10 protein-coding genes are annotated in these 12,195 nt (G+C 63.6%); 9 read left to right on the top strand and 1 reads right to left on the bottom strand.

Translation table 11 applies throughout. From position 1 onward, the window contains the following. The first annotated feature begins 45 nt into the window (after positions 1 to 45). The 9 genes from LG281_RS09260 (at position 46) to LG281_RS09220 (ending at position 11,076) form a co-directional block, all read left to right on the top strand. Positions 46 to 1,098 carry a LacI family DNA-binding transcriptional regulator gene (locus LG281_RS09260; protein WP_404406562.1) on the top strand — a complete coding sequence of 351 codons (1,053 nt, stop codon included), beginning with the start codon at positions 46 to 48 and terminating at the stop codon, positions 1,096 to 1,098. Positions 1,099 to 1,101: 3 nt separating this feature from the next. Next, positions 1,102 to 2,097: an ABC transporter permease gene (locus LG281_RS09255; RefSeq protein WP_404406560.1), complete on the top strand. Its 996-nt coding sequence runs from the start codon at positions 1,102 to 1,104 to the stop codon at positions 2,095 to 2,097. After that, positions 2,097 to 2,990 carry a carbohydrate ABC transporter permease gene (locus LG281_RS09250; RefSeq protein ID WP_404406558.1) on the top strand — a complete coding sequence of 298 codons (894 nt, stop codon included), beginning with the start codon at positions 2,097 to 2,099 and terminating at the stop codon, positions 2,988 to 2,990. The genes LG281_RS09255 and LG281_RS09250 overlap by 1 nt, the downstream gene beginning before the upstream one ends. A gap of 32 nt (positions 2,991 to 3,022) precedes the next feature. Then, entirely contained in the window at positions 3,023 to 4,441 is a 1,419-nt protein-coding gene (locus LG281_RS09245; RefSeq protein ID WP_404406556.1) for an extracellular solute-binding protein, read from the top strand. Next, on the top strand, positions 4,438 to 5,640 hold the full coding sequence (locus tag LG281_RS09240; protein WP_404406554.1) for an ADP-ribosylglycohydrolase family protein: 1,203 nt from the start codon (positions 4,438 to 4,440) through the stop codon (positions 5,638 to 5,640). The genes LG281_RS09245 and LG281_RS09240 overlap by 4 nt, the downstream gene beginning before the upstream one ends. A gap of 23 nt (positions 5,641 to 5,663) precedes the next feature. Then, positions 5,664 to 7,766 carry an ADP-ribosylglycohydrolase family protein gene (locus LG281_RS09235; RefSeq protein WP_404406552.1) on the top strand — a complete coding sequence of 701 codons (2,103 nt, stop codon included), beginning with the start codon at positions 5,664 to 5,666 and terminating at the stop codon, positions 7,764 to 7,766. A gap of 204 nt (positions 7,767 to 7,970) precedes the next feature. Next, the gene (locus LG281_RS09230; RefSeq protein WP_404406550.1) at positions 7,971 to 9,035 is read left to right on the top strand and encodes an ABC transporter ATP-binding protein; all 1,065 of its coding nucleotides are present in this window, start codon (positions 7,971 to 7,973) and stop codon (positions 9,033 to 9,035) included. Continuing rightward, positions 9,035 to 10,252 (top strand): CaiB/BaiF CoA transferase family protein, encoded by a 1,218-nt coding sequence (locus LG281_RS09225; RefSeq protein ID WP_404406548.1) that lies wholly within the window; start codon positions 9,035 to 9,037, stop codon positions 10,250 to 10,252. The genes LG281_RS09230 and LG281_RS09225 overlap by 1 nt, the downstream gene beginning before the upstream one ends. Beyond that, positions 10,249 to 11,076 (top strand): HpcH/HpaI aldolase/citrate lyase family protein, encoded by an 828-nt coding sequence (locus LG281_RS09220; RefSeq protein ID WP_404406546.1) that lies wholly within the window; start codon positions 10,249 to 10,251, stop codon positions 11,074 to 11,076. The genes LG281_RS09225 and LG281_RS09220 overlap by 4 nt, the downstream gene beginning before the upstream one ends. Here LG281_RS09220 and LG281_RS09215 read toward each other — a convergent pair. After that, positions 11,073 to 12,086 carry a substrate-binding domain-containing protein gene (locus LG281_RS09215; protein ID WP_404406687.1) on the bottom strand — a complete coding sequence of 338 codons (1,014 nt, stop codon included), beginning with the start codon at positions 12,084 to 12,086 and terminating at the stop codon, positions 11,073 to 11,075. The two genes, LG281_RS09220 and LG281_RS09215, sit on opposite strands and share 4 nt — an antisense overlap. Between the last annotated feature and the right edge of the window lie 109 nt (positions 12,087 to 12,195).

The following is a 12,195-nucleotide window of genomic DNA, read 5'->3' as shown; positions in this document are numbered from 1 at the left end:
AAGATTTCAAAAGGGAGGGTGCGGGCATTTGTTGTCCGCCGGTGAATGTCCAAGAGTCGCAACAGGCAGCCGACGATTATCGATATTGCCGAAGCCGCGGGGGTCTCCAAGAGCACCGTCGCGCGGGCGCTGTCGGGGTCGCCGCATATCGGAGAGAAAACGCGCGAGCGCGTGATGGGTGCCGTGCGGGCGCTGGGCTATGAGCGCAATCATCTGGCCCATTCGCTGCGTTCGGGGCGCACCGGTATGCTTGGGCTCGTTATTCCCGATATCGCGAACCCCTTCTGGGCCGAGGTGGCGCGTGGCGCGCAGGACGAGGCGGCGCGGAGCGGGGCGTCGCTTCTGGTGTTCAGTTCCGACTGGGACCCCGCGCGCGAAGCATCGCATCTGCGCGCGTTGCGTCAGGCGCGGGTGGACGGTGCCATCGTCAATCCGGTGGCGGACAATGTGGACGGGCTGGGCCGGTTCGGGCTGCCGGTCGTCCTGATCGGGTCGAGCGCCGAGCGGTTTCCCGAGCTTTCGAGCGTGGGGAGCGATATCGCGCAGGGCGTTGCGCTGGGGCTCGATCACTTGGCGGCGCTAGGCCACCACCGGCCGGCGCTGCTTGTGGGGTCACCGCGATTGGCTCGGGTACGATTCTTGCGTGTGGTGCACGATCACTGCATTGCGCACGATGTCGACCCTTCAACGCTTCTGATGGAGGAGGGCGAATATACTGTGGAGTCCGGGCGCGCTGCGATGTTGCGGCTGCTCGAGCGCGGCAAGGATGCGGTGCGCTGTGTCTTTGCGGCCAACGATCTGATGGCGCTTGGCGCGCTGCTCGCTGTGCGCGAGGCAGGGCTCAAATGCCCTGACGACATTTCGATCCTCGGGTTCGACGGGATCCCTGCAGGGGCGTTTTCGGATCCCGGGCTGACGACCGTCGCCAAGCCCGCGCGCGGGATCGGTGCGGAAGGGATGAAGCTGCTGGTCGAAGCGATCGAGGGCGATGTCGAGCACCGACGCGTGCTGTTGCCGTGCACGCTCGAAGTGCGCGGATCGCTTGCGGACCGTGTCGGCACAGGGCCGGCGCGGTTGGCTTCGGTGGGGAGAGGGTAAGCGATGAGCCTCGACGAAAAATCCGTGGCGGCTGTTGCATCCGATTTTGGGAACGTTCCCAAAACGGCGCGAGAGGGTAAGTTCGACGAACGCGTGATGCGGCGGATGCAACGCGGGGTGAAATTCCGCACCTGGCTGCCCTACTACATCATGCTGGCGCCGGGCGTCGTGTACTTCCTGGTCTTTCACTATTACCCGATCTATCTCGCCAAGTTGGCCTTCGAGGACTTCCGCATCTTCGGGGACAATCTCTGGGTCGGGTTCAAGCATTTCGGTGTGCTGTTTGGATCGCCGGTTTTCTACCAGGTTCTGGCCAATACGCTGATCATCTCGGGGATGAAGATTCTCTTCGTCTTCCCGGTGCCGATTCTCGTTGCGCTTCTGATCAACGAGGTGCGCAATTCGAACCTGCGGCGCTTCATCCAGTCGGCGATCTACCTGCCGCACTTCCTCTCCTGGGTGGTGATCGCGGGCATCTTCATCGCGGCGCTCTCGCCTTCGAGCGGGGTGATCAATGAGATCACAGGTTGGTTCGGGCTGGCGCCACGCGGCTTCATGACCGATTCCGGGGCGATCCGCTGGGTCGTCGTCTTTTCGGAAATGTGGCGGTCGGCGGGCTGGGATTCGCTTTTGTATTTCGCCGCCATCATGGCCATCGACCCGCAGCTCTATGACGCGGCGGAGATGGACGGCGCCAATCGCTGGCACAAGATCTGGCACGTGACGCTACCCGGGATCGCGCCGACGATTGCGACGCTCTTTATTCTCAATGTCGGGCTCTTCATGAACGCCGGGTTCGACCAGATCATCAACCTCTCCAACGATGCGATCCGCGATCAGATCGATATCATCGACACCTATGTCTACCGGATCGGGCTGCAGTCCGGGCAGTTCTCGCTCGCGACCGCGGCGGGGCTCTTCAAGGGCGTCATCGGCATGGCGCTGATCGTCGCGGCCCACACCATCTCCAAGCGCCTGATCGGCAAGGGGGTGTGGTGATGCGAGCCAACACGACACGGTTCGAGCGGATCGAGCAGACGATCATCGTCTCGGCGCTGCTGCTGATGGTGGTGGTGACCGTGCAGCCGGTGCTGCACCTTTTGGCGATTTCGCTCTCGGACCCCGCCGAGGTGCCGGGAATGAGCGGGCTTGCGGTGCTGCCCGACGGGTTCTCGCTCGACGTCTGGCGCCTGCTGATTACACATCCCAACGTCCTGCGCGGACTTGTGAACTCGATCTTTATCACGGTTTCGGGGACGATTCTCAACGTCGTCTTCACCGCGCTGATGGCCTGGGCGCTGTCGCGGCCACGGCTGCCGGGGCGGCGGGTGCTGATCGTCTTCGTGCTGGTGACGATCGTTTTCGAGCCTGGGCTCATTCCCGATTATTTCGTCATCCGCGAACTGGGACTGTTGAATTCCTACTGGTCGGTGATCCTCTTCAAGATGGTCAACGCCTGGTACCTGATCATCCTCATCCGCTTCTTCGAGGAAGTGCCCGGCGAGCTTCTGGAGGCTGCCGAGCTCGACGGCGCCAACGCCTTCCAGACGCTCTGGCGGGTGGTGCTGCCGTTAACGCGGCCGGCGCTCGCGACGATCACGCTCTTTTACCTCGTCTATCACTGGAACGACTTCCTGCGGCCCATGATCTATCTCAACGATCAGGCCATGCAGCCGCTGCAGGTGGTGCTGCGCCAGTTCGTCGTCGAGGGCGACAAGGCCGGGATGGTCGGGGTGCAGGCGATGAACACCTATGAAGGCGCCAGCCGGATCAACGTCCGGGCGCTCGAGGCCGGGATGATCATGCTCACCATCGCGCCGATCCTGGCGGTCTATCCGCTCATTCTCAAATTCTTCACCAAGGGCACCATGAGCGGTGCTCTCAAAGGATAATCCAAGCACGAAAACGGAGGAGTTTAACCAAAATGCTTGCGAAAACACTCATGGCGTCGGTCGCTGCGCTCGCGCTCGGCGCGGGGCTGGCCGGTGCCGCACTGGCCCAGCCGGTGACCATTCGCGTGGTTGCCAAAGATCTTTTAACCACCAACCCCCAGGACGTCGCCCATATTGAGCGCATCGAGGAGGCGATGGCGGCGCAGGGCACGGAGATCGACATCGAGATCGTCGATTTGCCGAGCGCCGGATATCAGGACAAGCTCGCGCTGATGTTGCTGTCGGGGGATATCCCGGACCTCATATACTTCCAGGGCGGGGACGAGCAGTTCGCCAATCAGGGGCTGTTCGAAGACTGGCGGCCGTGGATCGAGGAGACGGAGCATCTCCAGGAGGCGCTGTGGCCGCATAATGGCGACCGGCTCGATAACTACCCCTACCTCCTCTACGTCTTCCCCGCGCGCACGAAATCTCCGGTGATGCGTGAGGACTGGCTCGAGCAAACCGGGCTCGAACGGCCGCAGACGCTCGAAGAATGGACCGAGATGATGCGCGTGCTCGCGGCGTCGGACTATGACGGCAATGGCGAGGAGGACACTTACGGCATCATCGCGCCGGACAATACCGCAGAGCTCGACGCGGTCTTCAACCAGGCCTTCGGCGTCGCCACGACCTGGATGCAGGATGAAAACGGCGAGTGGATCAATGCGCGGGTTTCGGACGCGGAGCGCGACAAGCTCGAATACTACCAGATGCTCTTTGCCGAAGGGCTGCTCGACCCCGAATTCATCACCTCGAACTGGGAGGTGAAGGAAGACAAGTTCTATACCGGTAAGGTCGGCATCGTGATGGGCACGGCGGGACCGGTTGTCGACATCTACCGCACCAAGATGCGGCAGATAAACGACGGGGCGGAACTCGTGCTGCTCGATCCGCCCGCCGGTGTGGGCCAGGGGCTCGAGGCGGTCGATGTCTCCAAGGAGTCGCGCGGCTTCGCACTTTCGGCGCTGTCCGAGAATAAGGAAGAGGTTGTCGCGCTGATGGACTTCCTCGCGAGCCCCGAAGGTCAGACCTTCGAGCGCATGGGCTTCGAGGGCGAGCACTATACCAATGACGGCGGCAGCTACGAGATCACCGAGGCGATGGGCACCTGGTATTCGCGCTTCATGATCGCGCAACCGAGTGCCTGGACGCCGCCGGTCGATCTGCTCTCGCCGGTCGCACAGGCATCGCTCGAACAGGGCGCGCATTATTTCACGCCCGACAATGCCTTCGTGTGGCATGCCGAATACGCCGCCGACGTCGACGCTGCGGAGAACTACTATCGCACCAGCGTCTACCGTTTCGTCTCCGGCGAATGGTCGATGGACCAGTGGGACCAGTACGTCCAGGGCTGGTACGACGCGGGCGGCCAGCGGATGACCGACTACGCAAGGACCGTGCTTCCATGACCGCAACGGCAAAATCGGACCCGTCCTTTTCCGGGCGGGTCCGGGGCCTTCTCCATGGCGTCGCTTTCGGCGACGCCATCGGGGCGCCCGTCGAAAAGCTCTCGCCTACCGAGATCGAAGCGCTCTATGGGCGCGTGACCTCGCTCGACAACAAGTGGCACCGTACCAGTCGCGATCCCGCGGCGGGCAAGGGCCGAGTGCGGGGCAATGGCATCGTCACCGACGACACGCTCATGACGCTGTGCCTGATGGCGGTCTACAATGAGGCCGGGCGGCACCTCGATGCATGGGACATGGCGGACGGGATGGTCCGGCAGATCGCGTGGGTGCCGCGTTACGTGCCCGAACTCCAGCGCGAATGCCCCCTGCTTGAGCGGCTGTTCTATCCCGAGAAGTGGATTTTCCAGCGCCATCAGCTTGCCTCTTGCGATCCGCGTCAGGGTGGGATCGGCAATATGGTCAATTGCGGGGCGGCGATGTATATCGCGCCGGTCGGCGTGGTGAACGCCTGCGATCCGCAGGGCGCTTATGACGAGGCGATTGCCTTTGCGAGCGGGCACCAGCAGAGCTACGGGCTCGAAGCGGCGGGCGTGCTGGCAGCGGCGGTCGCGGCGGCGTTCGTGCCTGGTGCGAGCGTGGCGCAGGTCGTGGCGGCTGCGCATGGGGTCGCCAAGGACGGCACGCGCAAGGCGATTGAAGAGATTGCGGGGGCTGCGGAAAAGCTGCGCGACAAGGGCGCGGATTACCCCGAAATCGTCGGAACCTTCCACGCGCGGATTGCGAAATTCTCGCCGCTCGGGGACGATCTCGACCATACCGCGGCCAAGGCGGGTAAGGCGACGCCGAACTATCAGCCGTCGCGGTTTTTATCGATCGAAGAGCTGCCGCTGGCGCTCGGCTTCTGCATCACCGCCGAGGGCGATTTCCGCAAGGCGGTCGAGGACGGGGTCAATTCGGGGCGCGATACGGATTCGATCGGGGTCATGGCCGGGGCGATCCTCGGGGCGATGCACGGGGACGCGGTGATCGACACCGCCGAGGCCGACCAGCTCGACCGCGTCAATAAATTCAATCTTGCCAATGAGGCGCAGCGGTTTGCGCGGACGGTTGAGGCGATCTTCGACGCCGACCGCCGCCGCCGTGCCGCCATCGACGGGCACCGCGCCACGATTGCGGGCGCGAGCGTGCCCGCGCAATAGCTTTAAGACATATCGGACCCTTCATGCTCTCACCTTCCGACATTCTGTTCCGCATCTATTCCGGCTTTCTCGGCAAGGCCATTGGCGTGCGCCTGGGCGCACCCGTCGAACCGACGATCTGGACCTATGAGCGCATCCGCGACACCTATGGTGAGATCACGGGCTACCTGCGCGATTTCACCAATTTTGCCGCCGACGACGACACCAATGGTCCGGTCTATTTCATCCGCGCGATGCGGGATTATCAGTTGCGTCCCACCCCTCGCGAAGTCGCCAAGACGTGGCTCAACTACGCCGCGGAGGACCACGGCATGTATTGGTGGGGCGGGTATGGGCGTTCGACAGAGCACACGGCCTATCTCAATCTGCGCGCGGGGATCGAGGCGCCGCGCTCTGGTTCGATCGCGCAGAACGGCGCGGCGATTGCCGAGCAGATTGGCGGGCAGATTTTCATCGATAGCTGGGGCTGGGTGAATCCGGGCAATCCGCAGCGGGCCGCCGAAATGTCGGCAACGGCCGCGAGCGTGGCGCATGATGGGGAGGGGCTCAACGGAGCGCGGTTCGTTGCCGCGATGATCGCGGCGGCGTTCGAGGCCAAATCGGTCGATGCGCTGTTCGAATCCGGGCTGGCGGTCATTCCGGCGAATTCGACTTATGCCGCCGTCGTCAATGCCGTGCTGGCCCAGCGCAAGGCGGCGCCGGGGGATTGGCGCGCGTGCCGGGATATGCTCGCCCGCGACTGGGGGTATGACCGTTATCCCGGTGTCTGTCATATCATCCCCAATGCGGGTGTGCTGGCGCTCGCGATTGCTTATGGCGAAGGCGATCTCTGCCGGACGGTCGAGATCGCGACCATGTGTGGCTGGGATACCGACTGCAATGCGGGCAATGCCGGGGCGGTCATCGGGACGTTCCAGGGCGTCACTGATGGCTGGGACAAGTACCGCAAGCCGATCAACGACATGTTGGTGACCTCGGGTGTGACCGGAGCGCTTAACATCGTCGATATCCCAAGTTTCGCGCGCGAACTGACGACGTTGGCGCTGCAGCTCGATGGCCGTGAGGCGCCCGCCGAATGGGTGCTCGATATGACCCGACGCGGCGTGCGGTTCGACTTTGCGCTGCCCGGATCGACGCACGGGTTCCGGACGGCGGGGACCAATCAGCTTGAGCTGGGGTGGTCGGATATCGAAACGGTGGGCGGGACCAAAGGCGCGCTCGAAATCCTGATCGACAGGTTCGAACGCGGGCACAGTGGCAACGTTTTCTGGAAGCCGTTTTACCGCCGGGCCGATTTCGACGATGAGCGCTATCGTCCGATGTTCTCACCGCTGGTAGCTGCGGGGCAGACGGTCGCCTTCGATGTCCGTCTCGAGCCCTGGGAGGGCGACGGGCATTTGCGGGTCGTGCCGTACGTGCGGCGCACGATGAGCAAGACCATTGAGGAGGTCGGCGCCTGGACACAGCCTGAGGCCGGGGCGTGGACGTCGGTTTCGTTCGTGGTGCCCGACGCGGATGGCGAGGCTGTCGATGAGATCGGCTTGCGGATCGAATATTTCGGGCGTCTGAAATTCCTCGGCAAGCTGCACCTTGCCAATTTCGAGGTTTCCGGGCCGGGGCGTACGCGGATCGATCCTGCCAACGAAGTCGAGGAGTGGGAGGCCGTCTCGCGGTTCACGTGGAACCGGGGGTACTGGAGGCTCGAAGACGGACGGATCACCGGACTGACGGCTTCTGACGCCGATATCTGGACCGGGCATCTTTATGCCCGCGACCTCACCATGCATGCCGATATCCACCCTGAAGCGGGGGCGTCGCATCTTCTGACCCTGCGCGCGCAGGGTACTGGGCGGTTTTATGCGGTTGGTTTCGAGAACGGCAAGGCGGTGATCCTCAAGGAGGATTTCGGCACGACAGTGCTGGCAGAGACCGATTTTGCCGTGGAGCATGGACGCAGCTATGCGCTCGAAGCGACTGTCGAGGGCGATGCGATCCGCTTTGCGGTCGACGGTAAGCCGCTGCTCGAAGCCCGCGACGACAGCTTTGCCTATGGCCAGTGCGGCATTCGCATGGGCGCGCCCGGGCGGATTTCGGTCGGGGTTATCGAAATCGAGGAGCGTTCATGACGCCGAACGGAGATGGTCACAGATTGCCTGTCCCTCCCCTCGTCATCGCCGGGCTTGACCCGGCGACCTTGCGGCCTGTCCTCGGCACAGCACGCGTGGGGATGCAGCCAGGTCCGCGGGTCAAGCCTGCGGATGACGATGGAGAGGGGGAACCAGTCAAAATCCAATCCATGAGTATTGACGGGCTCTAAGGGAGAAAGCGCCATGTCTCAGATCACGCTCAATGGCGTTTTTAAGCGCTACGGCCAGGTGCCGGTTCTCAACGATATCTCGCTCGATATCGGCGAGGGCGAATTCATCGTGCTCGTGGGGCCTTCGGGCTGCGGGAAATCGACGCTTTTGCGGATGATCGCGGGGCTTGAGGACATCACCGCCGGGGCTGTCGCCATCGGCGGCAAGGTGGTCAACGCCATGCCCGCCAAGCAGCGCGATCTTGCCATGGTGTTTCAATCTTATGCGCTCTATCCGCATATGAAGGTGGCCGACAATATGAGCTTTGCCTTAAAGCTCGCCGGGCAGCCCAGGGCCGAGATCGAAAAGCGGGTCACCGAGGCCGCGACGATCCTTGGGCTCGAAAACCTCCTCGACCGGTTGCCGCGCGAGCTTTCGGGCGGTCAGCGCCAGCGTGTTGCCATGGGGCGCGCCATCGTGCGCAATCCGACCGCGTTTCTCTTCGACGAGCCGCTTTCGAACCTCGATGCGAAACTGCGCGTGAAAATGCGCGGGGAGATCAAGAAGCTCCACCAGCGGCTGGGCAAGACGATGATCTACGTCACCCACGACCAGACCGAGGCGATGACGCTGGCGGATCGGATCGTGGTGCTCAATGACGGGCAGATCGCACAATTGGGGACGCCCATGGAGGTCTATGGAAATCCGGCCAACACGTTTGTAGCCGGATTCATCGGATCGCCCGAAATCAACCTTTTGCCTGCAACCGTGCTCGGGAATGGGGCCGCCGAAGTGAAGCTCCAGGACGGCACGCAGGTGCCGCTTGCCGCGCCCGTCGATCTGGTCGAGGGCACGCGGGTGACCTATGGCATCAGGCCGCAACACATCGCGCTCGATGAGACGGGCATGCCCGCCGAAATCGTGCTGGTCGAGCCGACTGGTGAGGATCAGGAACTCATGATCCGGCTCGGCGCGCAGGAGGTCTCGATGGTTGTTCATAACCATGCGCCGTTCGCGCCGGGCGACACGATCGCCGTGCGGCCCGAGGCCGATAAGGCGCTGGTTTTCGACGCCGGAACCGGCGCGCGGTTGCACTGATGGCGGGGGCCACGACACCGCGCGCGTTCGATCCGGAGGCCAAGGGACCGCTTTCGGGGGTGAAGGTCATCGACCTGTCGCGGCTCGTGGCAGGCAACATGCTTTCGCTGCAGTTGGGGGATTTCGGCGCCGACATCATCAAGGTCGAGCCGCCCGCCGGCGATCCCTTGCGGGCGTGGAAGGATGGCGGGGCGGCATTTTACTGGAAGGTCTATGGGCGCAACAAGCGCTCGGTTGTCCTCGACCTGCGGCACCCACCTGCGATGGACGCACTTTGGGCGCTCATTGAAACCGCTGACGTGCTGATTGAGAACTACCGGCCCGGTACGCTCGAAAAGATGGGGCTGGCGCCTGAAAAGCTCCACGCGCGCAATCCCGGGCTTATTCTTGTGCGGGTTTCGGGGTTCGGGCAGACGGGGCCGTACGCGCATCTGCCGGGGTTCGGGACGATTGTCGAGGCGATGAGCGGATATGCCTATCGCACAGGCTTTCCCGACCGCGAGCCGATCCTGCCGCCGCTGGCATTGGCCGATATGATCGCCGGAATTTACGGCGCCTCGGCGACCGCGACGGCGCTGCTGGCGCGCGAGACGGGGCGGGCCGAGGGGCAGGTGATCGATCTGTCGCTGCTCGAGCCGATCTTTTCGGTGCTCGGGCCCGAGGCGGCGATTTTCCGGCATACGGGGTTGGTGAAAGAGCGGATCGGGTCGGCGTCCAACACCTCATGCCCGCGCAACGTTTATGTCTGTGCCGACGGCAAATATCTCGCGCTGTCGGGGTCGACCCAGAGCGTGGCCGAGCGGATTTTCCGCACTATCGGGCGTCCCGATATGATCGAGGATCCGCGTTTTGCGACGAATTCTGACCGGATCAGGCACCGCGACCTCGTGGATGCGGCCATCGGCGGGTGGTTTGCGCAACATGAGAGCGGTGAGGCGCTTGAGATCATGCGCAATGCGGGGGCGACGGTGGGGCCGATCTATTCGATTGCGGATGCCTATGGGGACGCGCATTTCCGCGAGCGGGAGGTGTTTGTCGATCTCGAGGATGCCGAGTTCGGGGCGATGCCGATGCACAATGTCGTGCCGCGGCTGTCGGAGACGCCGGGTGGGTTCTATCGGCCGGCGCCAGAGCTTGGGGCGGATGGCGAGGCGATCTTGTCTGAGGCGGGGCTCGGCGCGGAGGCGATTGCTGCGGCGTTGAGGCAGGATCGATGAGGCTGCGTTCGCTGCTCTACGTGCCCGCCGATAATGACCGGTTCATCGCCAGGGCGCATGAGCGTGGGGCGGATGCGGTGATCCTCGACCTCGAGGATGCGGTGAAACCCGAAGACAAGGATCGTGCGCGGGCGGGACTGGCCGACGCTATCGCGCGGGTCGGGCAGGCGGGCGGGCGGGTGTTCGTTCGGATCAATGCCGATCTCGACACCGCGCGGATGGATGCCGAGGCTGCGCATCGCGGCGGGGCGTTCGGGCTTTATGTCGCCAAGGCCGATGCGGCCAAGCTGGATGCGCTGGATGTGTTTTTAAGCACGCTCGATGCCGACGGCGGGCGAGAGCCGCTGTGCTTCGTGCCGCTGATCGAGGACCCTGCCGGAGTGCTCAACGCGGCGGAGATCGCGCGGCAAAAGCGGGTGATTGCGCTTACCGCAGGCGGCGAGGATATCGCGTTGGCGCTTGGGGCGGAGCCCGATGCCGAGACGCTCAAACTACCCAAATTGCTGGTCCACTATGCCGCCAAGGCGCTTGGATTGCTGTCGTTCGGGCTGTTCCCGTCGACGGCGGTCTATGGCGATCTCGGTGCGCTCGAAGCGGCGGCGCTTGAGGCACGGCGGCACGGGTTCGACGGGGCGAGCTGCGTGCATCCTTCGGTGGTCGATATCCTCAACCGCGCCTTTGCCCCGCGCGCTGAGGAGATTGCGTGGGCGCAGCGGGTGTTGGCTGCGGCAGAGGCGGCAACGGGCGGCGCCTTTGCGGTGGATGGCAAAATGGTCGATGCACCCGTGATCCAGCGGGCGCGGGCCATTCTCGATCCTGGCTAGCGTTTGGGCGCCGGTGCCGTGGACTCGCGCAGGACCAGCTCGACCGGCCAGAGTTCGTGAACGTCCTCAGGCGCCCGTCCTGCAAGGATTTCGAGTGCCAGTTCGGCGATCCGGATGCCGGCTTTGCGCATGGATGAGCGCGTGGTCGAGATCGCCGGTACCATGGCGGAGGCGTTGAGATAGGGAAACTCGTCGTCATGCGCGATGAGCGAGACGTCGCGTCCCAGCTCCAGGCCGTGCGAACGCACGGCGCGGAAAATCCCGAGCGCGGTCATCATCGAGCCCGCGAGAAAGGCTGTCGGCGGGTCCGGCAGATCGAGGAGCGCGTTGGCGAAGCGGAAGCCCTGTTCGTCCGAGAAGATGCCGTAGCACATGAGTTCGGGATCGGACGCGATATCGAAATCGGCGAGCGCCTCGCGGTAACCGGCGTCGCGGTGCGCGACATAGGAGCGGCCTTTGGGGCCGTTGATATTGGCGATGCGGCGGTGCCCAAGCGCGAGCAGCTCGGCGGTCGCCTGACGAAACGCGCCTTCATTGTCGATGTCGAGCCAGGCATGCGGCGCGGCGCCTTCGGACCGGCCATGGACGATGAACGGCATGTCCAGATCGTGCAAGAGGTCGATGCGCGGATCATCGGGCATCGGCGAATGCAGCACCATCGCGTCGACTTTTTGCGAGGCGGCAAGGCGCTTATAGACGTCGGCCTCGTCACGATCGGATTCGAGCGGGCTGACGACGATATCGATTTCCTCCGGTGCGAGCCGTTGACCCATGCCGATCAGGAATTCGCTCGCGTGCAACTCGCCGCTCTTTTCAAGCACGAACCCGATCGCGCCCGCACGTCCGGTCGCCAGCCGTAATGCGCTTGCATTGGGCCGGTATCCGAGCCGCATGGCCGCTTCGATCACCCGCGCACGGGTTTCTTCGCTGACTTCGGGATAGCCGTTGAGGGCACGGCTGACGGTTGTTTGCGAGACGCCGAGCTGGGCGGCGAGGTCTTTGAGTTTCACCATTACGGTCGCGCTGAGGCAGGGGCCAGAACCGCTTGCCAATGTTCAATCCCAAGAATTTTCGCGCCTGCCATAGCATTATTTCTTTTCGAGATATACCGCCCGTTGG

The organism is Pelagibacterium halotolerans (assembly GCF_044811015.1).
Lineage (GTDB): Bacteria > Pseudomonadota > Alphaproteobacteria > Rhizobiales > Devosiaceae > Pelagibacterium > Pelagibacterium halotolerans_A.
Note: the sequence above shows the minus strand (reverse complement) of the source record. Positions and strands in the feature narration are given on the sequence as shown.